Source organism: Microbacterium sp. NPDC055599 (assembly GCF_053618975.1).
Genome location: NZ_JBSHIM010000006.1, coordinates 68,038 through 88,236 on the forward strand (window position 1 = coordinate 68,038; position 20,199 = coordinate 88,236).

General features: G+C 63.3%; 18 protein-coding genes. 11 read left to right on the forward strand and 7 right to left on the reverse strand.

Features of this window, described 5'->3' with window-relative positions; genetic code table 11:
* The first annotated feature begins 93 nt into the window (after window positions 1–93).
* Entirely contained in the window at window positions 94–1,371 is a 1,278-nt protein-coding gene (locus ACWGQ1_RS07215) for an MFS transporter (RefSeq protein WP_452312637.1), read from the forward strand.
* 134 nt (window positions 1,372–1,505) lie between these two features.
* Window positions 1,506–2,636 carry an FAD binding domain-containing protein gene (locus ACWGQ1_RS07220; protein WP_452312638.1) on the forward strand — a complete coding sequence of 377 codons (1,131 nt, stop codon included), beginning with the start codon at window positions 1,506–1,508 and terminating at the stop codon, window positions 2,634–2,636.
* Here ACWGQ1_RS07220 and ACWGQ1_RS07225 read toward each other — a convergent pair.
* Window positions 2,631–3,002: a DUF488 family protein, N3 subclade gene (locus ACWGQ1_RS07225; protein WP_452312639.1), complete on the reverse strand. Its 372-nt coding sequence runs from the start codon at window positions 3,000–3,002 to the stop codon at window positions 2,631–2,633. The genes ACWGQ1_RS07220 and ACWGQ1_RS07225 overlap by 6 nt on opposite strands.
* A gap of 22 nt (window positions 3,003–3,024) precedes the next feature.
* On the reverse strand, window positions 3,025–3,834 hold the full coding sequence (locus ACWGQ1_RS07230) for an MmyB family transcriptional regulator (RefSeq protein WP_452312640.1): 810 nt from the start codon (window positions 3,832–3,834) through the stop codon (window positions 3,025–3,027).
* A gap of 316 nt (window positions 3,835–4,150) precedes the next feature.
* Here ACWGQ1_RS07230 and ACWGQ1_RS07235 point away from each other — a divergent pair, with 316 nt between their 5' ends.
* A complete protein-coding gene (locus ACWGQ1_RS07235) occupies window positions 4,151–4,987 on the forward strand; it encodes an alpha/beta fold hydrolase (RefSeq protein WP_452312641.1) in 837 nt (278 codons plus the stop codon).
* A 111-nt stretch (window positions 4,988–5,098) separates the two neighbouring features.
* Here the strand turns inward: ACWGQ1_RS07235 and ACWGQ1_RS07240 are convergent, their stop codons facing one another.
* Window positions 5,099–6,778 carry a GAF domain-containing protein gene (locus tag ACWGQ1_RS07240; protein WP_452312642.1) on the reverse strand — a complete coding sequence of 560 codons (1,680 nt, stop codon included), beginning with the start codon at window positions 6,776–6,778 and terminating at the stop codon, window positions 5,099–5,101.
* Window positions 6,779–6,900: 122 nt separating this feature from the next.
* Here ACWGQ1_RS07240 and ACWGQ1_RS07245 point away from each other — a divergent pair, with 122 nt between their 5' ends.
* From ACWGQ1_RS07245 to ACWGQ1_RS07280, 8 genes are all read left to right on the forward strand, one after another.
* Window positions 6,901–8,400, forward strand: a complete 1,500-nt coding sequence (locus tag ACWGQ1_RS07245) for an aldehyde dehydrogenase family protein (protein ID WP_452312643.1) — start codon at window positions 6,901–6,903, stop codon at window positions 8,398–8,400.
* Window positions 8,401–8,426: 26 nt separating this feature from the next.
* Window positions 8,427–9,788, forward strand: coding sequence for an MFS transporter (locus ACWGQ1_RS07250; protein ID WP_452312644.1), 1,362 nt, complete (start codon window positions 8,427–8,429; stop codon window positions 9,786–9,788).
* A 17-nt stretch (window positions 9,789–9,805) separates the two neighbouring features.
* The gene (locus tag ACWGQ1_RS07255; protein ID WP_452312645.1) at window positions 9,806–11,059 is read left to right on the forward strand and encodes an FAD binding domain-containing protein; all 1,254 of its coding nucleotides are present in this window, start codon (window positions 9,806–9,808) and stop codon (window positions 11,057–11,059) included.
* Between the two features lie 13 nt (window positions 11,060–11,072).
* Window positions 11,073–11,507: a hypothetical protein gene (locus ACWGQ1_RS07260; protein ID WP_452312646.1), complete on the forward strand. Its 435-nt coding sequence runs from the start codon at window positions 11,073–11,075 to the stop codon at window positions 11,505–11,507.
* Window positions 11,504–12,475: an amidohydrolase family protein gene (locus ACWGQ1_RS07265; RefSeq protein ID WP_452312647.1), complete on the forward strand. Its 972-nt coding sequence runs from the start codon at window positions 11,504–11,506 to the stop codon at window positions 12,473–12,475. The genes ACWGQ1_RS07260 and ACWGQ1_RS07265 overlap by 4 nt, the downstream gene beginning before the upstream one ends.
* Window positions 12,476–12,562: 87 nt before the next feature.
* On the forward strand, window positions 12,563–13,027 hold the full coding sequence (locus tag ACWGQ1_RS07270; protein WP_452312648.1) for a MarR family transcriptional regulator: 465 nt from the start codon (window positions 12,563–12,565) through the stop codon (window positions 13,025–13,027).
* An 86-nt stretch (window positions 13,028–13,113) separates the two neighbouring features.
* Complete coding sequence (locus ACWGQ1_RS07275; RefSeq protein WP_452312649.1) at window positions 13,114–13,806, forward strand: VOC family protein; 693 nt, start codon at window positions 13,114–13,116, stop codon at window positions 13,804–13,806.
* Between the two features lie 19 nt (window positions 13,807–13,825).
* Window positions 13,826–15,130, forward strand: a complete 1,305-nt coding sequence (locus ACWGQ1_RS07280) for an MFS transporter (RefSeq protein WP_452312650.1) — start codon at window positions 13,826–13,828, stop codon at window positions 15,128–15,130.
* 120 nt (window positions 15,131–15,250) lie between these two features.
* On the opposite strand, the gene ACWGQ1_RS07285 is transcribed toward ACWGQ1_RS07280, so the two are convergent.
* The 4 genes from ACWGQ1_RS07285 to ACWGQ1_RS07300 all read right to left on the reverse strand — a co-directional run bounded on the left by ACWGQ1_RS07285 (window position 15,251) and on the right by ACWGQ1_RS07300 (window position 20,030).
* Entirely contained in the window at window positions 15,251–16,093 is an 843-nt protein-coding gene (locus tag ACWGQ1_RS07285) for an aquaporin (protein ID WP_452312651.1), read from the reverse strand.
* 464 nt (window positions 16,094–16,557) lie between these two features.
* Entirely contained in the window at window positions 16,558–18,450 is a 1,893-nt protein-coding gene (locus ACWGQ1_RS07290; protein WP_452312652.1) for a DUF4209 domain-containing protein, read from the reverse strand.
* Between the two features lie 102 nt (window positions 18,451–18,552).
* Complete coding sequence (locus tag ACWGQ1_RS07295) at window positions 18,553–19,287, reverse strand: hypothetical protein (RefSeq protein ID WP_452312653.1); 735 nt, start codon at window positions 19,285–19,287, stop codon at window positions 18,553–18,555.
* 239 nt (window positions 19,288–19,526) lie between these two features.
* Window positions 19,527–20,030, reverse strand: a complete 504-nt coding sequence (locus tag ACWGQ1_RS07300; RefSeq protein WP_452312654.1) for a hypothetical protein — start codon at window positions 20,028–20,030, stop codon at window positions 19,527–19,529.
* Between the last annotated feature and the right edge of the window lie 169 nt (window positions 20,031–20,199).

Sequence of the window (20,199 nt, forward strand, 5' to 3'; positions counted from 1 at the left end):
AAGACTCCAAGCGTTTACCCATACCCGCTACAACTACTTTTCCTACACTACGGTTTTGTGCTTGGTGTACCCCCCCCCCCCCCCAAAACACGCGTGTCTTCGCGTCCGGGGCGCGACGGGCCATTGGCGCCGCTGAGGGTCCCGGCATTCCGATTGCTGTGGGTCGCGGGTTTTGTGAGCAATATCGGCATCTGGATGCAGACTGTCGGCGCCCAATGGCAACTCGTTGCCGACGACAGCTCATCTGTTGTCGTCGCTCTCGTGCAAACGGCGTCAGCGGCCCCTGTGTTGTTGTTGGCGCTGCCATCGGGAGTGCTAGGCGAGTTCCTGAATCGACGCACGGTGATGCTCGTCACACAGGTCGTGCAATTGGGGGCGTCAGTGGCTTTGGTAGCGCTGTCGGCTGGGGGCGATCTCCCAGCGAGCACACTCCTCGCCGTCACGTGCGTGCTCGGTGCTGCGTCCGCCGTGCAGATGCCCGCAGCGCAGTCAGTGATCTCGGACATCGTGCCGCGTGCACAGGTGGCGGACGCGGCATCACTGTCGTCAATCAGCGTAAACGTCGCGCGCGCGGCAGGTCCGGCCGTCGCCGGGCTAACCATCGCGCAGTTTGGGATCACCGCGGTGTTCATCGTGAACGCCGCCTCGTTCGTCATCTACTTGGGCGCACTCATCGCCTGGCGCAACTATCGAGCCCCGCAGACACCGGCCGAGCCTTTCCTGCACGCGATGCGCGAGGGCGTTCGCTTCGTCTTCCGCTCGTCGAAGGTGCGCTCTCTCTATATGCGCTTGGCGATCTTCCTCGTGCCGGCCAATGCCCTCTGGGCATTGCTCCCCGTTTTCGCTCAGCGCACCCTCGGTCTCGGAGCAGATGGCTACGGGGTGCTTCTGGGAGTCCTGGGCGTGGGCACCATCGTCGGCGCGGCTCTCGTGGCGCCGTGGCGTGACCGATGGGGAGTGAACGGCGTACTGCTCGCATCGAGGACGCTCTTCGGCCTGGCGTTGTGCGCCCTGCTATTCACGGGCGACTTGTGGATCATCTTCCTCGCGCTCGTTGCTGGCGGTGCGGGGTGGATTGGCGTCATCGCCACTGTGAACGCGGTCGTTCAGGCCTCGTTGCCGGAACACGTACGCACGCGGGGTCTGTCGATCTACCAACTGGTCCTCTATGGGGGTACCGCGGTGGGGTCGGCGGCGAGCGGCGCCGTGGCTGTTGTCGTCGGTGCGGACGCGGTGCTCGTCGGCGCTGGGTCCGTGATCCTTCTCCTGGCCGTGGTGCAGGCCTTTCTTCCGTTCGCTGAGCCACCTCGCAGTGTCCGTCGAACCGCTGACGCGGCTGCGACAACCGCACCACGCCGCCAAAGTCTGTGAAGTAGCGGCTCCGCCGAACGCTGTGCGGGGAGCCCCCAGTCGCCGGCGATTCAAGTGGGTTTCTGATCAGCGGTCGAAGGGGCGTCCGTCAGTTGTCGCAGGGGTTCCCGCATGGTCACACCTACCGTGACCACATGAGCGATTTCTCAAGATCCGCGCACCGCGTCGCCGTAGCAGGAGGTTCCATCGGCGGACTGTTCGCCGCGGCCATGCTGCACCGGCTGGGGCATGACGTGACGGTGTACGAGAAGTCGGTGCACGGTCTTCGAGCGCGGGGTGCCGGGCTCGTCGCCCAGGACGAGGTCTTCACGGCGCTTGACGCTGCGGGCGTCGCACCGTCTGCGGTGCCTGGCGTGACGTCCGTCGAACGGATCACCCTCGACCTGCGAGGAGCGATTCGTTACCGAGAACGTGCCGAGCAGACGCAGTTGTCCTGGGACCGGCTTTACGACGGTCTTCGCGGGGTGATCCCCGACTCTCGGTATGTTCTGGACAGTCCGGTAACGGGCGTCCGGGCCGGCGCCGACGTCATCTCCTTCTCCGCGGGTAACGAACGACATGAGGCTGACCTGCTGGTCGGAGCAGACGGAGCGCACTCGCACGTGCGTCGTTTCGTTGCGCCAGAAGGCGGCGAACCTGCCTACGTCGGTTATGCCATCTGGCGCGGCCTCATCCCTGAAGACCTCGTTCCTTCCGGTGCCGCCGACACCCTGTTTCGACGGATGACGTTCTACACGGGACCGGGGGAGCACGCGCTCGGATATCTCGTCCCCGGGCCCGAAGGTCAGACGCAGCCGGGGAGTCGTCGGTACAACTGGGTCTGGTATCGCTCGATGAGCTCAGGGGATCTATCGACGCTGACGACTGCGGCCGGTCGCTCGTCCACATCCACGTCTCTCGCCCCGGGCCAGACGCCGGCGGATGTCGCGACGCACCTGATTGCAGCGGCCCAGCATCGCCTTCCACCCCAGTTCGCTGAGGTGGTCGCGATGGAGCCACGACCATTCCTGCAGGGTGTCCTCGACTATGTCGCTCCCCGGATCACTCGAGATCGCGCAGTGCTTCTGGGGGATGCGGCAACGGTCGTGCGTCCGCATACAGCGATGGGTGCGGCCAAGGCCGCCGGCGACGCTCTCACTCTGGCCCGCGCACTCCATTCATCGACCATCGACGACGCTCTCGTCGCCTATGGCGAGCAGCGGCTCCCGGTGGCCAGGAGTATCGCAGAATACGGCGTGAGGCTCGGCGAGCAGCTGCCCCTATGACCTGACGTCCGCCAAACGATCCAGAATGAAACGCTGAAGCACGAGGGCGTGATTGACCGCAGGATCGTGCGCGGCGTACACCAGGGTCACCGTGTCGTGTGCGTTAGCGACATCGAGGAGATGTTGAACTGCCGTGGTGTTCTCCTCCAGCTCTGCGTCGTATCGAACCGTGAATTCCGCCATGCGCGCGGGGTCGTGATCCCACCACGTCCGCAGATCAGGCGAGGGCGCGATGTTTTTCAACCACTCGTCAAGAGCCGCGCGCTCCTTTGAAACGCCACGCGGCCAGAGGCGGTCTACGAGAACCCGGTAGCCGTCTGCGGTGGACGTCGGTTCGTACGCACGCTTGATGAGAACGTTCGACATGAGTGGCCTTTCGTGAAATGGGTCAGGCGAAAGTCTTCTCGCTTGCCTCAGGTGCGCTAGCGAACACCTCGAAGCCAGGTTTCGGGTACTGCGTGGTCATGGTGTGGAACGGTAACGAGGGCACCTCGAAGTTGTGGACACGCATCTGGATCTCGCCAATCCCATCCAAGCGCAGGTGAGAGTCGAGGTCCGAAGGTCGAGCCACCTCGTGCAAGTTCCAGCGGCTCACGAAGTCTGGGTCCCTCGACAGTTCGCGGACGATCTCCTCATATCGCGCGGATCTGCGATCCCCGAGGAAACGGAGGGTCGCGATACCTCGAGTGGCAAGCTCGTCCCAGTTGACGATCTGCCGCTTGTTCTCGGAGGCGAAGTGCGTGATTACAGCGTTGACACCGGGGCGGATGGCCCCCGAACTCAGAGAGTGCATGCGTTCGTTGACAGCGACGATGTCGAGGTTACCGTCGGTGATGTACGCCGGGATGTGGGCCCAGGTGTCGAGGAGTTCGCGGATGATGTAGGTCTTCTCGGGCGGGATGGTGCGCCGTTGCTCCTCGACTCTCCCGGTGAGGCGATTGACGTACTCGACGCACACGTCGTCCAGATTGAGAGCGCGAGCGAGGGCACGGACCACTTTTGTGGAGGGGTCTGCTCCCCGTCCCTGTTCGAGGCGGGTGTAGTACTCCACGCTGATGTCCGCGAGCATCGCCACTTCTTCGCGCTTGAGTCCGGAGACCCTTCTGCCGTCATCGGGACGCAGGCCGACGTCCGCTGGCAGGACGTGGGCACGCCGCGCACGCAGAAAGTTGCCCAGAACACTCTTGTTACTGCTCACCGAGCTCCCTGAAGATGCATGAATAGTCCTCCCGGCTCGTGCGGAGTCAGGAGTATGGACGCTTCACCGTATGGAGGCGGAGTGGCGATTCACATCACCTATCTGAAAAATCCACATCCCCTCTTCGAGCGGCCTGCTGACCCGCGTCTCGACCGCCTCCCTCATTCGGATAGACGTAGTAATGAGAATCGGCAATTGTCGGAGGCATCGCGAACGCACGAAAGTTACCTTGAATTCAGTCGCCACATCGTCGAGGCGCAAACTACCCACCAGTCGCGCGGGCTTGCTCGTTCGACGACACGACAGAGGATTCATCATGGGATACATCACCACCGAAGACGGCGCAGAGATCTACTTCAAGGACTGGGGCAACAAGGACGCCCAGCCCATCGTGTTCCACCACGGATGGCCGCTGTCGTCCGACGACTGGGACGCACAGATGCTGTACTTCCTCGCCAAGGGCTACCGCGTGGTCGCAAGCGACCGCCGCGGTCACGGCCGTTCGTCGCAGATCAGCACCGGCCACGACATGGACCACTACGCGAGTGACGTGAACGCCGTCGTCGAGCACCTCGACCTGAAGAACGCCATCCACATCGGCCACTCCACCGGTGGCGGCCAGGTCGCCCGCTACGTCGCGAAGTACGGTCAGCCTCAGGGCCGCGTCGCGAAGGCCGTTCTCGTCTCGTCTGTTCCTCCCATCATGCTGAAGTCCGACAGTAACCCCGAGGGCACGCCCATCGAGGTCCTCGACGGCTTCCGCAGCGCTCTCGCCGCCAACCGCGCCGAGTTCTTCCAGGCTGTCGCCTCGGGTCCGTTCTATGGCTTCAACCGCGACGGCGTCGAGGTCTCCGAGCCGGTCGTCGCCAACTGGTGGCGTCAGGGCATGACTGGCAGCGCGCTCGCCCACTACGAGGGCATCAAGGCGTTCTCCGAGACCGACCAGACCGAAGACCTCAAGGCCATCACGGTTCCCGTCCTCGTCATGCAGGGCGACGACGACCAGGTCGTCCCGTACAAGGCGGCCGCGCTTCTGCAGCACGAGCTCCTTCAGAACTCCGAGTTGAAGCTCTACGCCGGCTACCCGCACGGCATGCTGACCACCCACGCGGACGTCATCAACCCCGACCTGCTCGCCTTCATCCAGAAGTAAGCAGCGTCTCGTCCACGAACGGGGTGCCTTCGGACGAGTCCGAAGGCACCCCGTTTTTCGCATGTCGCTAGCGCGAGTCGTCCCTATCCCTTGTCGGGCGTCTGAACGCAATCATTCGAGCATCGAGTGAATCGAAAGCGCTGAGACCACGTCGAGAAGGTCTCGAGGATTCGAGAGGTCCTTCTGCAGCAGCGCTTCTACTCGCCGTACTCGTTGCTGCACGGTGTTCACGTGTAGCCGCAGAGCTTTCGCGGTCGCGCCTCGATCAAAATCGTGGGCGACGAGGGATTGCAGCGTGCGCATCAAAGACGCCCCACGCATAGAGTCGTAGTTCAGGACTGGACCTAGCTGGGTCTGCAGGTGTTGGCCGAGAACGTCCGGCTCGTCAATGTGTAGTAGAAGACCCGCGTACCCGAGCTGGGTTGCCTGCACGGACCTTCCTGGTGCGAAGCGGAGTGCCAACGCGTGCGCTCCAGTCGCTACCCGGACCGCCTCTGCCAGGGTGCGTCGCGGAATACCTGACGCAGCCACAGTCACGCTCGTCGCGGGATACGCGACGGAGAGAGTGGCGTGTACTTCCTCCCCGGCCTCATCACCTACCGAATCGGGCCACACAGCGACGATGCTCCCGCCGTACTCGGCGACGAGTGGGCGGAGAGTGACGTCCTCCTTCTGCAGCCGCAGGCGACCCAGCCGAGCGAGAACCCCGCGATGTAGGTGGCTACTCGCAGTCGGATTTGACGGCTCATGAGGCACAACCGAGATCACGGTTGCAACGCGCAGCCGAGTGAGATCGAAGCCCATGGCATCTGCCCGCCGAAGCGATTGCTCACTGATGCCAGACGTGACCACGTCCTGCAGGAGCTCGCCAGCGATGCGGTGCTCGGCGTCCAACGCGGCGCGCTGCCGAAGCAGCTCGAGAGTCAGCACCGCCACGGCATGGCCAATGGCGACTTCCTCGACAGTCTCTAGACGTGCGTCCTGCGGCTTCTCGCCCGCATCGCCCCAAATCGTCAGCTCTCCAACTACCTCGCCGTCGACGGTGATCGGTCGCGTGGCGAGTGCCTCCCGGGGGTCGGTGGGCGAGGCGTCCGAGTCAGCTGACGATGAGTACGATGCGGGCCTGCGCACGATCCCTTGAAGTGCTGAGACGATGGCATCGATACCGCGAGAGCTCAGGGATGCCTGCAGCAATTCTTCACGTATCGCCTGGCTGCGTGCGAGCAGGTCGCGCTGCTCCACTAGTGCTTCGTTCGACCGCCGCAGGTCGTCCACCAGTGCGGTCGAGGCGATTGCTGCTGCAGCGTGATTGGCGAGTAGGGTCAAGCGTTCGATCTCGTCTGCGGTGTACGTGTGCCTTTCGGTGTGATAACCGTTCAAGGTGCCGAGAATGCCTCGTTCGCTGCGCAGCGGGACGCTGATCATCGAGGTGTAGCCCTGGTCGTGCGCAATGCCTCCCCAAGGTTCAAACCCGCTCTCCGCCTCAATGTCTGACACAACAACGGGCAGGCCACCGAAGTATGCACGGCTCGACGGTGCTTCGCTTCCGAGTCCGACCGGGTTGGTCTGGTTGATGCGCTGTACGTAGTCCCGTGATAGTCCGTCCCATCCGGTGAGCAGCAGCGCCGTCCGCGACGGATTCGGAGTGAACACCCCGCAGAAGTCGAGGGGGAGTAGCTCACGTGCGGTCGCCGCGACGAGACCGAGTGCTTCTTCGACGAGAATCCCACGCGATGCCACCTCGGTGATTTCACGAAGGCGGGCAAGCCAAGAGACAAGATCTGCGGTCACCACACCATGTGACCACTGACACCTGTTCCGCACAAGAGTGTTCCTGGAAACATCGCGGGCTGGAATGCGCGATGCTCAACTTGTCAGACCGGTCCCGCCGGTGCGAAACACAAAGGAGTGCCATGAGTCTTCTCGACGCAGCTGTTCGCCCCAATCCGCAGCAGCCGTACGAATCTAACGGAGCATTGCTCCGCGACATCATTAATCCGTCTACCGGGTCCATGATCACGTCCGTCCCCGAACACGGCCCTGACGACGTTGACATCGCGGTGGCGTCGGCGCTCGCTGCTTTCTCAACCGGAACGTGGCCGGCGTTGACCGCGACCGAGCGGGCACGAATCCTGCTCCGCGTCGCCGACGAGATTGAGGCGAGCAGCGAGGAGCTCTATCAGCTCGAGGCCCTGAACAATGGCCGCCCTGTGAACGAAACACGCGCTCAGCTGTCCCGGGTGCCGGAGTGGTTTCGATACAACGCGGGACTCCTTGCGGCCCAGCGCACGGCGGTGTTGCCCACGGATGGTCCGTATCTCACATACCAGCGGCGCGCTCCGCTGGGCGTCTGCGCCATCATCACGCCCTTCAACCACCCGATGCTCATCCTCGCCCGCAGCCTGTCGGCTGCGCTGGCTAACGGCAACACCGTCGTCATCAAACCCTCCGAGATGACGCCCCTGACGACGCTCGCCCTCCTCCCAATCCTCCAGCGCGCAGGCGTTCCTGAGGGGGTGGTCAACGTCGTCACCGGTGCCGCACCTGCGGGGATACGTCTCACAGAGCATCCCGATGTGGCGAAAGTAACGCTCACTGGCGGGACGGAGACCGGACGCTCTGCGGCCGTCGCAGCTGCACGTCGATTCGCACGGATGACCGCCGAGCTCGGGGGTAAGACCCCCATCATCGTTTTCGACGACTCGGATGCGAAGGGAGCCGCGGAAGGCGCAGCATTCGCTGCTTTCATCGCCGCGGGGCAGTCGTGCGTCGCCGGCTCGAGGTTCCTTGTGCAGCGGGGCATCTACGACTCTTTCGTCGAGCATCTCGCGGCCCGTGCTGCCGCAATTCGGATCGGAGATCCCCGCAGCCCCCAGACGCAGATGGGGCCGCTGATCAGCGAGCGCCAACGTGGAAAGGTCGCCGAACTCGTCGACTCGGCACGAGCGGAAGGCGCGACCATCCTCGCCGGCGGCAATGTCCCTGCACTCGAAGGTGAACTCGCCAATGGTTTCTTCTACGCGCCGACAGTCATCTCCGACGCGACGATGGACATGCGCGTCGCCCGCGAGGAAATCTTCGGACCGGTCGCAGTCGTCATCCCATTCGACGCTGAAGACGAGGCCATCTCGATGGCAAACGACAACCCCTACGGGCTGGGAGCGGGCGTCTGGACCAGTGACTTCTCACGTGGGCTCCGGGTCGCGGACGGTGTGAAAGCCGGAATGGTGTGGATCAACGACCACCACCGTCTTGAGCCTTCGCTCCCCTGGGGTGGGGTCAAAGAATCCGGGATCGGCAAGGACGCAGGCTCGGAGTCGTTCGACGACTTCTCCTGGATCAAGACTGTCGTCGCCCGCACTGCCCCCGGGTACTCCGATTGGTACGGCGGAGCCAACGAACGCTTGAACTGACACGCACCACGACCGAAAGGACGTCAATGATGACGCGCACGGCCACTACTGCCCGCACCGGATGGAGGGCAGAGATCACCAAAGCTCAATGGCTTGTTCTCGCAGGAACGATGCTCGGGTGGGGGCTCGATGGATTCGCAGGGAGCCTTTACATCCTGGTCCTCGGCCCCACAATGACCGAGCTCCTTCCGAACAGCGGGATCGAGGCCACCCCTGCCAATATTGGGCTCTACGGAGGTCTCACGGTCGGCCTCTTTCTTGCGGGGTGGGCCGTCGGAGGGGTGGCGTTCGGAGTCCTTGCGGACTACATCGGCCGCACGAAGATCCTCGCTCTCGGCGTCCTCACCTACGCCGTATTCACGGCGGGTGCCGCATTCGTGGACAACTGGTGGCTACTCGGCGTCCTTCGTTTCATCGCCGGCGTAGGGTCCGGTGTAGAAGCTCCAGTCGGGGCCGCGCTCATCGCCGAGTCCTGGCGAAACCGCTACCGCGCGCGTGCCGGCGGACTGATGATGTCGGGCTACGCGATGGGGTTCTTCGCCGCCGCGCTCGCATACGCCCTCTTGGGCGACCTCGGCTGGCGGTTCATGATGGCCCTGGCTGTCCTTCCCGCCGTCCTCGTCTGGTTCATCCGTCGATTCGTCAAGGAGCCGGAAGAATCCACCGAAGCGATCCGCGTACGCCGCGAACGCAAGCAGAGCGGTCGCCGAGACCACCGGGACGCCTTCGTGTTGAAGCGGCTGTTCATGCGACCGTTGCTGAAGCCGACCCTCATCTGCACCGCTATCGCCACTGGTGCGCTCATCGCCTTCTGGAGCGTGAGCACGTGGTACCCGCAGATCATTCGCCAGATGGGAGCGGCGGCGGGGACGGAACCGGGCCAGATCGCCCAAGACGTTGCGCTTGCCTCAATGCTGTTCAACGCGGGCGGCATCATCGGATACGCGGCATGGGGGTTCATCGCGGACGCCATCGGACGCAAACCAACCTTCCTGCTTACTTTCGGTGTCGCCGCGGTCACCATCGCGGTGATCTTCCCGTTCGACAGGCCACTCGGTGTCTTCCTAGGGGCGATGCCGGTGCTCGGCTTCGCGCTCTTCGGCTCTCTGTCTGGGTCTTTCATCTACGGACCGGAGCTGTTTCCCACAAGCCTCAGGGCGACCGCAATCGCCTTCTGCAACAGCGTCGGGCGAATCTTCACGGCTGCTGGACCGCTCGTGGCAGGAGTCATTGCCACTTCCTGGTTCGCTGGCAACCTCGGAATCGCGACCACCGTGATCGCCGCGCTGGGTGTCGTCGGCCTCATCGGTGTCGCGTTCGCAACCGAGACCCGCGGAAAGCCCCTGCCGACAGACGTCGCCGAACCCAACCCCTCCGACCATACGTAACACCCAGGAGAACGACTATGCAGTACACCAGTGACAAGTTCGCAGGCTCCACCGCTCTCGTTATCGGCGGATCCATCGGCGGGCTGACCGCGGGCCTCGTGCTTCGCGACATCGGCTTCGACGTCGACATCTTCGAACGTACCCCCGTTCCTTTGCACGGCCGCGGCGGCGGCATCGTCCTACAGCCCGACACGATGCGTTGGTTCATCGAGCGCAGTGACCAAGACGCGAGCTCGTTGTTCACTACGACGTCCACCGTTCAGTACGTCGAGCGGGACAACGGAACCGTCTTCGCCGAGCCGCGCGAGTGGCAATACACGTCCTGGGGAACCTTCTACCGCGCGCTGCTCGCAGACTTCGGGGAAGAGCGCTACCACCTCGACTCACAAGCAGTGCGGTGGACACCAGGCTCCGCCGCCGAGCAAGCGGCGGTGGAGTTCGCAGACGGGACGACCCGACGTGCAGATCTCGTCGTCTTCGCGGACGGGATCGGCTCTGTTGGAAGGCCACTCTTCGATGCCGATGCGCTCAGCCGATACTCCGGATACGTGGGATGGCGCGGGACAGTCCCGGTCGCCGACCTTTCACCTGAAACGAGGGCGTCGATGGGCGACGCCATCACCTATAACGTGCTCGACCACTCCCACATCACGCTGTACCCGATCCCCGGGGAGGAGGGCGTCGAGCCGGAACATCAGCTCATGAACTACGTGTGGTATCGGAATGTCGCCGAAGGTGGTGAGCTCACTGACCTCTTGCACGGACTCAATGGATACGTTGGCGTGCTCACCGTGCCCCCGGGCCTGGTGCGAGAGAAGCACGTGGAGGAGCTGCGCGAGGTTGCTCGCACGCAACTCGCGCCCGGCCCGCAGGAAGTTGTCCTGAAGACCGAGCAGCCGTACGTCCAGGTCGTCCAGGACTTGCGGTCCGCTCGCATGGCCCTCGGACGCGGCGCCCTCATCGGAGACGCAGCGTGCGCGGCACGGCCCCACGCGGCAGCAGGTACTGCCAAGGCCGCAGCCGACGCCTGGGCTCTGCGTGATGCGCTGCTAGCGGCCGACGATGTGGAAGCGGCGCTCTCGGCGTGGGAACCGGGCCAGCTCGAGCTCAGCGCCGCCCTCCTCTCGCGAGTCGTCGCAATGGGGGAGCGGTCGCAGGTGCACGGCACCTGGACTCCGGGAGACCCCGAGCTGCGCTTCGGACTCTACGGCTCGGGCGTCACCGAGCGGCCCTCGGCCCATTCTGACGCCGCCCTCGCACCGACTCACTGATAGGAGAAGAATCATGACCAACTTCCTCGCAGACCTTCCCCTCGCGGGAACGCTCATCGGCAGCAACTTCGAAGGGTGGAGTGACGAGCTGCACGCCGAGTTCGAGGCCCACTCACACGACGGCGAGGTCGGCTCGCGGTTGCTCGCGGAAACCCCTCGCACACGCATCTGGGAGATCCGTCTTCAGCCGGGAGAGCGCTGGCACGCGCACCGCCATGTGCTCGACTACTTCTGGACGGCCATCAACGCCGGCACATCCCGGCAGCACACCTTCGACGGAACCACCCGAGACGTGTCCTATCAGGCGGGCGAGACGCGATACTTCCACTTCGGACCGGGGGAGTATCTCCTGCATGACATCGAAAATGTCGGCGACACCGAGCTGATCTTCACCACAGTCGAACACCTCGACAGCGACAATGTTCCCCTCGCGCTGGAGGCCTCATGACGATGTTGCGGCCGGGCCCCGTCGATGTGCACGCGCATTGGCTCCCCACCGACCTGTTCGGCCTCCCGCCCGGAGCACCGTACCGTCCCATCTCCGACCGCGATGGACAACTCTTCATCGGGGATATTCCCCTGTCCATCGACAGCCGGTTGATGAGCGACGTGGACGCCATCCGTTCAGACATGGACGCCGCCGGCATCTCAGTTCGGGTGCTTTCCGCGCCCCCTTTTGCCTTCGCGCGGCATGACCTCCCGGGGGCCAACGAATACACGGAAGCGTTCAACAGCGCTCTGAGCGGCATCGTGAGTGACAGCCGCGGCGCCTTCGCTGGGTTCGGCAGCGTCAACCTAGGGAACCTCGATGCCAGCGCACGCCAGATCGAGACGCTCCGCGACGACGACGGCATCGTCGGCATCGCCATCCCTCCCATCGTGGGCGACGAGTCACTCGACGTCGGTACGCTTCGCGACATCCTCCGCCGGGCCGCTCACGCTGACCTCGCTGTCCTCGTCCACCCCATGCAGCTTCCAGCGCCGGCGATGGGCAGGCACTACCTGACCAACCTCATCGGCAATCCGACTGAGAGCGCCGTCGCTGTCGCATCGACACTCCTCGGCGGAGTACTCGAAGAGATCCCGGACCTGCGCATCTGCTTCGTTCACGGCGGTGGGTGCGCACCTGACTTGCTGGGACGGTGGGACCATGCGTGGCATGCGCGTGCCGATGTCTCCGCAAACTCGACGACGCCGCCGAGCGATGGATTCCGACAGTTGTATTTCGACACCGTCACCCATGATGAGCTCGCGCTCGCACTTCTCGAGGAGAAAGCCGGGGACGCGCGCATCCTCTTGGGAAGCGACTACCCGTTCGACATGGCAGACAGCGACCCCTTGAACAACGCCATCAACCGAGGTCTGACAACACACGACCTCGACCAAGCCACACGCCAGTTCCTGCGCGTGGAGTGATCCCGAGCTGGACGAGGAGGCGATCATCGTGTCGTTACCATGACAGAACGACGGGAATCATCCGTCGTCCGACGATGAGGACTAGCGATGCTCACTGCAACCGAACTCGCCCTGTTTGAAAGGCTCATCGACGTCGGCAAGCTTCTGGAGAAGCGCGCAGACCGAGCCACGCGGCGAACCATCGGCTTGAAGTACTCGCAGTACGAGGTGCTCATCCGCCTCCGAAACGCGGGCGGCGAGTTGCGGATGAGTGATCTCACTTCGCGTCTCGTCTCCTCGCCCAGTGGGCTCAGCTATCACTTGGCGCAGCTAGAAAAGGCTGGCTTCGCCGAACGCTTCACCGCGGCCGACGACGAGCGGGGGGTCGTGGCCCGATTGACGCCTCGCGGACGCGAATTCATCGTCGAAGCCCATGAAGCGCAGACCGAGATGATTACCAACGCTGTCGTCACACCACTCGATGAAGCCACTATCGACGGCGTCACTCGAGCCCTCGGTGCCCTGCAGGTGCACCTGCGAGGCGAGGCAACGGGCGGGCAACTGCCCAGCTAGCCGCATCTGTTACATGCACGAAACCTATGGGTCGGCCTTGCTCAGTAATTTCAAATTTGAACTACTCTCTGACGGAAAGCGCAGACATGATTGCTCTCGACCACATCGCGGTCTGGTCCGACAACCTCTACAAAACCACCATCGATCTCAGCGAACAGACCGGCCTTGGCAGTACGGACGGCGGCTACTTCCCGAGTTTGGGCCTAGGCCAGAAGCTCATCTCGTTGGGGCCTGGCGTCTACATCGAAGTAGAAAGCATCGTCGACCATCGCATGATTGCGGATGGCGACCCGCTTGCCGCGGAGCTCCAGCGTCAGACGTTCGGAGGTGCGTGCTTCGCGGGTCTGTGCTTGAGAAGTGACGACATCAGCGAGATCGAAGCGTTTGCCGCACACGTTGGTACGCAGGTCTTCGGGGAGATCGCTGGCGGTAAACGCCCAGTCGACCGGAGTGTCAAGCGCAGGAGCGCTGTTCACGCGCCAGACTTTCGAAACTCCTGGCTTGCAGGAAAGCCTAACGTCTACCTGGTTGAGACCCTCACGGGGCACCCCAGTGGCCTTCCGCCACAGCCGGGCAGCGGTGACGTCCGCGGGGAGGGCATCACGGCAATTGAAGTCGGTGGGACCGAAGCTGAGCTTCGCGCGTGGCTCGGGCCCCTGAACCCCGACGACCTCGGGATCTCCATCCGGTACAACGGAGGCCCTGACGGGCTCTACGCCGTCAGCTTCGCTTCTTCGGCGGGTCCCCAGACACTTCGGCTCAACCCCATCACCCTGTAACCCGAAACGAGGAGACATCATGACGAACACCGACGTTCGCTCGCTCTCGAACGTGAGAGTGCGGCGCGCAGCAATATCTGGCTTCTTCGGAAGCGCACTCGAGTACTACGACTTCCTTATCTATGCCTCGGCCTCCGCGTTGATCTTCGGCCGACTCTTCTTCCCCGAAGCTGGCGCAACGGGCACCCTCATCGCGATTGCCACGTTCGGTGTCGCCTACGTCGTACGTCCGTTCGGTGCGGTGCTCTGGGGGCATATCGGTGACCGATACGGGAGGAAGCTTGCCCTGATCCTGACCATCGCTCTCATGGGTGTGGCGACGTTCGTTATCGGGTTACTCCCGACCTTTGACACCATCGGGTGGGCCGCCCCAATCCTGCTCGTCTTCATTCGACTCCTGCAAGGTTTGTCGGCGGGAGGGGAATCGCCAGGATCGACGTCGTTGACTGTCGAGCATGCCCCGGACGGTCGTCGTGCGTTCTTCACGAGCTTCACGATGAGCGGGATGCAGTTCGGCATCGCGATGGGCAGCCTCGTATTCATTCCCGTGGCCTTGCTCCCCGAGGAGGCGCTGCTGTCCTGGGGATGGCGCATCCCGTTCCTGCTCAGCGGCATCCTCACCCTCGTCGCATTCTTCCTTCGACGTAAGCTCGACGAGACGGAGTCTTTCTCTGACATGCGCTCGGAAGGGCGCCGCGCCAAGCTCCCCATCGCCAACCTGCTGCACAGTCACTGGCGCACCGTGGTTCGAGTGCTCTTGCTCAGCTCCATCAACATCGTGGGCACGATCTTCAACGTCTTCGTCCTCGCGTACGGCACCGGGAACGGGATCGCGAGCGCGCTCATGCTCACCGTCGTGACGCTCGCTAACCTGACCGCAGTCGTCGCGGCACCGCTCATCGGTGCGCTATCCGACCGGTGGGGGCGGCGCCCGGTCTTCATCATCGGCGTCGTGGGCTCAGCAGTGTCGATGGTGGCGTTGTTCATGTCCATCGATACCGGCAACATTCCCGGGATCTTCGCTGCGGGAATCGTCGGAATCGGAATCTTCTACTGCATGCCCATCACGGTGGGAGCGACTTGGTACCCGGAACAGTTCCCGACAGCCGTTCGATACACAGGCATGGCTGTGGGGCTGATGCTCGGAATCCTGCTCGCCGGGTTCGCGCCGGCGGCCGCCCAGGCAGCTGGAGCCGACTCGACGATGTGGTGGCCGGCGGCCCTGATCTGCGCGGGAGCCGCGGGCGTCTCGGCGATTGCTGCTTTCGTTGCTCCCGAAACCTATCGCGTGCACAAATCCGATTTGGGGACATCTCGGAGGTAGGTTTACTCACTTGGGGCGGCTGCGCAGAGGCGGCAGCCGCCCCAGCGCAATTGTTTTATCGAGTGCTCGTCAGGCCTATGGCCGCGACGAATGTCTACCTGCCGGCCACGGGACGCTCCCTCACACGTAGGAGCTCCTCCTGGCAGATGGGGCAAGGCCGCGCACCACCGTCACCGCGAGGCCGACAACAACGGCTCCGACAGTCGGTGCCACGAGCGAGAGCCATAGTTGCCCGAGGGCAACGTGGCCGCCGTAGATCGCGGTGGCTATCGAGCGCGCCGGGTTGAAGGAGCCGTTGGAGACCGGGATCGCGACGAGCGCTGCGACCGTGAGGGTGAATCCGATGGCCAACGGCGCGAGCGTCTCGTCGGTGCGACGGGTGGAGACGGCGAGGACGACTGCCATGAGCACGGCTGTGGTTACCGCCTCAATCAGGAACGCCGCTTGCCACGATGCGCCGCTGGGGGAGAGAGGGCCCCATCCGGTGGACGCGAATCCGCTCTTTCTCGCATCCGCGAGGAAACCTGAGCCCATGCCGGCCGCGACAAGAACCAGTGCGGTGGAAGCGAGCACTCCACCGACGATCTGCGACGCGATGTAGGCCGGGACGCGGTGCCATGAGAAGAATCCGGCGGTCGCCATTCCGAGCGTGACTGCCGGGTTGAAGTGGCCGCCCGACACGGGGCCCCACGCGATGGCCCCGACAAGCACGCCGAGGCCGAGCGCAAATGCGACACCAAGGAAGCCGATGTTTAACGCGACACCCGACTTGGCGAGGAAAACGGAGAAGGTCGCAGCCCCAACGACCCCGAAGACCAGGACGAACGAGCCCGCGGCCTCGGCGGCGGCGGCCGACAAGAGCGGAGCGACGGGTGGTTTTCCCAGCGGGTGCGGGTGCAGGCGGCGGCGGCGAAGAGCGGGTTTGGGGCTCGACATCAGGAGGCATTCCTTCTCGGCGGGCACGGCCGAAGACTCTCTCGGGCCGATGAGCGTGATGAGTGACTACTCGCGGTGGTGCTTCGACGCTAATGAAGGGCGAGAAAGATGGGTTCAGGGATGTGTAGAGCACTGGCTCGACGAGTGTTCAGTATGCGGATGCCGCCAGGAGCGAAGGTTGCAAAGTTGCTTTGGGTTACGCGCTACATGATGCGACGCCGGATGTGAGCCGGACTTCAGTCTTAAGTAACTGAAGAAGGTCCGGAATCGCTCTAGGGGTGACATGTCCGTCAGGAAGGGACCTTCGCCAACATCCTGCGGTGGATCGGGGCGCCAGTGCTCGGCGTTGCTCGCAGCGGGTCAAGCCGCGATAGTCCGGATAAGTGGTCTTATCGTCGGTAAAGGGCCAGACAGGGAAGTAAGAACAGGCTGAGCGCGCGCTCTTAGCGCTGTAGCGGACTGAAGGAGCGATGGAGTCCCTTCGCCGGCAGCTAGGGCCCGTCGTCCGACCTTCCCGGCGCGCGCTCGGGGGGCTCCTGGCTATCGGCCGTCTCCGCGTCATGCCTGTGATTCCAGAATGGGACAAAAATGAGTCTCAGCATGAACCACCAGCTGTACAACGCCTCGGCTGAGCCGACAGCTGCGTCGTTGCTGAGACCGTGAGCATACTGATTGCGGAGGTTCGGCCCGATCGGGCCGCAGAACAGAGCCCGAATCTCGTACGCGAGGTTCGGGCCGAAGATGTCAGTCGCTGATTCGCGTGTCATGAGCGCGGATAGGCCGACTTCGCTTTCGATCCCGCGCTCATCCAGCGTGGTGGTCGGCTGTCCCGCGTTTCGAAGGTGAAGGCGAACGAGGTGCTCCAGCTGCGGAGCGAGTAGCTGCGCAGCAGTGAGGAAATCGCCGTCGTATCCGTAATACAGGGCCTGGGCCAGCATGCGTTCTCGATCGGAAGGAACGATCGAGCTCTGTTGAGTCAGCTGCAAAAAGTCCCCCACCGAGAGTCGATGCTCATTGCTGAGCGCCACCCAGGCGGGCGCCAGGGCTCCTTGGACGGTCAGGGAAACACGAAACTCGTAAATCTGGATCATCTGTTGCCACACTGACGGGTCCTCCCCATAGATGGGGTCTCCGCCGCGGCCGCTGGAACGATGAATCACTCGCCCGTCATGGGAGAAGTGTGTGTTGGAGAACAAGCTCTGCAGCGGATGTTCGTGGATGAGCTCCTCGGCCTGCTTGCGGTCGGACTCGTAGGACGCGAACGACGCGAGGTCGACAAATTCCCGCAATGCTGCAAGAGGCTCCTTTCCGCTGACCCGCGACATGCTCTCGGCGCGAAGGCCCGCGAGATCCACGGGGTCAGACTCAAAGACGCCCATCATGCCGAGTATGGCGGCACCGGAGGAGCGGATTCGCCGTGCCAGGTCCGCTGTCAGGTCGCCCACCCCGAGCGATTCGCGTCGACGGCGCGGGATCTGTCGGAGCGCCTTAAGGGCCTGCTCATAGAGATGCCCGGACCGCGCGTGAGATCCCGCCTCTGCCTGGGCATCCAGAGCCTCTGCTTCTGAAACGTAGCTCTGAACGATCGCCAGACGATCAAAGCTGGCCTCATTGAGGTCTTTCGCAATGTCGAACCACTGAGCCGCTCGACGCCGGTACGCCCGACGAGCGTCATGGTCGGGTGAGGTGGACTCGGCAGCATGCATGCGAAGACGCTCGGCGATGTGGCTTGCATCCGGCCGAGCAAGGCTGTGCTTCGCCAAGACATCAGCGACGGCGCCTGGATTCTCGGAAGGGCTGGCGGACAGGACGAGTTCCTTCAACGCTGAGGTGAGACGATCGAGGTGCTCGTCGAAGACTGCTCCGTGTCGGCGCGCGACGAGTAGAGCGCGATCCCAAGTATCAGCATCGCGTGGCCACATCGCTTCCTGCAGTGGCTGATCGCAGAGTGCTTCTAGCTCGATCTCGTACCAGCCGATCCGTTCCTTGCCTGATGAGCGGATCGCGAGGACATCAGCGACGCGCGCTCGGAGCGTCGTGTCGGGCAACTGTGGTGTGACGGATCGAAGTATCGATAGCTCATCCTCGGTGAGGTCGTCCGGGATCGTTGATCGTCCATCTTGAAGCACCACCATCGGTTCATAGGGCTGTGCCCAGTCATCGGGTCGCGCACTGAATGACGCGACTCGACTCAAGAGCGCGGCGACCTCGGCAGCATCCGATGATTCTGCGTCGTCAGCTAGTCGACGGAGCCGGCTCCATAGCGAGGGCAGGCGCTCCTCATCGTCCCTTGGATCCCTACGGAAGACGTCAGTGCCAACTATTTCCTCGAGCGCCGTCATCCAGCGCACTTCGCCAGGGGAACTCTGCTGAGCTTCGGTCACAGCGCGAATGTATCGGATCGCTCTGACATGTGGGCTCTTGTCGCCGAGACCACCGCCTCTGGTAGCAGGAAACGAGGGAGGCGCTTGCGGAACGCAAAGAGATCACCCGCCGGCGTCGCTCTGCGAACCAGACTTGTCTCGAGGTGGGAACCTTATCCAGGCCGAGGATTCGCCTTGGAGTTTGAGGTAGCGGTGCCAGTAGTTCGACCAGATCCACAGCACATCGATGGCGTCATAGCCAGCGGGCCTGGATCGCGGCGGTTCGAAATCGTCGGTGAAGAACCGGGACGGCAATACGTCGTCCGTTGGCACCAAGAACAGGTGGCGCTCCGAGATCCCTTCCGCTCGAATCAGCTTGTCGATATGAGGTCCGATATGTGCGTGGTCGCGCCAGGACTCGATGACTCGGGCGAAGTCGCTTGGTTCGCGGTCGAGGAACTCTGTGCGGGTCACGGGATAGACCGTGATCCCTGGGCTGAGGTTGGTTCGGCGGAGGGTGCCGTACCCTTCAGCGAGGAATATCGAGAGCTCGGCATCCGCCGCCAGAATTGAAGAGTTGATCAGGTCAAGATCGTCGACGCCGAGGGCGTCGCAGAGCGCGGCGGCTCGTACCGCAACGCTGCGCACGAACTTGTACGGGAAGTTGGCTTCGGCTGGTCGGAACTCCCAGCCAGTACTCGCTGGCCAACGCCAGCCGTCCTTCATCGCCATGCTTTGCCAGGCGATAGATGCTGGCTCGGTCACCATAGTGACCTCTAGTGCGGCTCGCCGTCCGTCATACCACTGGAGGACGAAATCGACTGCGCCTTGTCTGCCGTCGGTGTCGTATGCGGTCACCTCTGCACCGGTTTCGCTCCGGACCAGATGCGCAGCTATCAGTTCCGCTCTGTTCGAGAGGCTGTCGGACCGTTGTTCTCGGCCATGACTTCCCATAATGTTCCTAGCTCCGATCTCCAGTGGTTGTCTACAGGAACAGGCGTGCCGGGGCATCATCGGCGTTCTCCTTGCGTGCTCGCCGACGCTTCTGATGCGGCAGATGCGGCGCATAGGAGCGCACCGTCGCAACGTCCAATCGGTCAGCTTCGCCCGAGGCCAAGGATCTCGACAAGGAAGGCTCCGTAACCGACCACAGCAAAGAGAAACGGAACCCCACGCCTCCAATCGCGCAGGACGTCCGTCAAAAGGTCCTTCTTCCGAAAGTCATTGCGAGCTCCAGCCCAGACGACTCCGGTGGTCACCATGACGCCGCTGAAACCCCTCCACGCGGCACGCCACCAATCAGGATCCGTTTCGTACGGCCAGCCCTCGGAGATGACGGACGCGAAGAACACGACAATCCCAACGAGCACGCATGCCCCGGTCATCGTGATCTGAAACGAGCGGCTGCGACGGCGCACATCGGCGTCTTGGCGAGGCATACATGTCCGAAGGCAATTCGGACACTCGCGATCCTCTGAATGGGCGTACGCGAACTCACCCTCGTCCAACCGTCCCTGAGTTCCGACCCCAGCGCCGATCCGGCTCTTGGTTGCTTTGATCCGGTAGAACTTCATGCCGCTGGGATGCTTCGTATCAGTCACCCTCCGAACGTAGCCAGAAGCGCTGGGGGAGTCGACATTGATGACATCGCTATGCGTGACCGCAGCCGGCGACGACTCCTGAGACCGCGCGACCTCCGTAGTCCTTGAAGTCACGGACCGGTGGGCACCGCCCGTTCTGCATGCTCAGGCAGTCGCCTTTGCCGGTAGA

Excerpts from the sequence above, each read along its gene's own strand:
- ACWGQ1_RS07220 (WP_452312638.1), top strand. The coding sequence starts at position 1,506 with ATGAGCGATTTCTCAAGATCCGCGCACCGCGTCGCCGTAGCAGGAGGT.
- ACWGQ1_RS07225 (WP_452312639.1), bottom strand. The coding sequence starts at position 3,002 with ATGTCGAACGTTCTCATCAAGCGTGCGTACGAACCGACGTCCACCGCA.
- ACWGQ1_RS07235 (WP_452312641.1), top strand. The coding sequence starts at position 4,151 with ATGGGATACATCACCACCGAAGACGGCGCAGAGATCTACTTCAAGGAC.
- ACWGQ1_RS07245 (WP_452312643.1), top strand. The coding sequence starts at position 6,901 with ATGAGTCTTCTCGACGCAGCTGTTCGCCCCAATCCGCAGCAGCCGTAC.
- ACWGQ1_RS07250 (WP_452312644.1), top strand. The coding sequence starts at position 8,427 with ATGATGACGCGCACGGCCACTACTGCCCGCACCGGATGGAGGGCAGAG.
- ACWGQ1_RS07255 (WP_452312645.1), top strand. The coding sequence starts at position 9,806 with ATGCAGTACACCAGTGACAAGTTCGCAGGCTCCACCGCTCTCGTTATC.
- ACWGQ1_RS07260 (WP_452312646.1), top strand. The coding sequence starts at position 11,073 with ATGACCAACTTCCTCGCAGACCTTCCCCTCGCGGGAACGCTCATCGGC.
- ACWGQ1_RS07265 (WP_452312647.1), top strand. The coding sequence starts at position 11,504 with ATGACGATGTTGCGGCCGGGCCCCGTCGATGTGCACGCGCATTGGCTC.
- ACWGQ1_RS07270 (WP_452312648.1), top strand. The coding sequence starts at position 12,563 with ATGCTCACTGCAACCGAACTCGCCCTGTTTGAAAGGCTCATCGACGTC.
- ACWGQ1_RS07275 (WP_452312649.1), top strand. The coding sequence starts at position 13,114 with ATGATTGCTCTCGACCACATCGCGGTCTGGTCCGACAACCTCTACAAA.
- ACWGQ1_RS07280 (WP_452312650.1), top strand. The coding sequence starts at position 13,826 with ATGACGAACACCGACGTTCGCTCGCTCTCGAACGTGAGAGTGCGGCGC.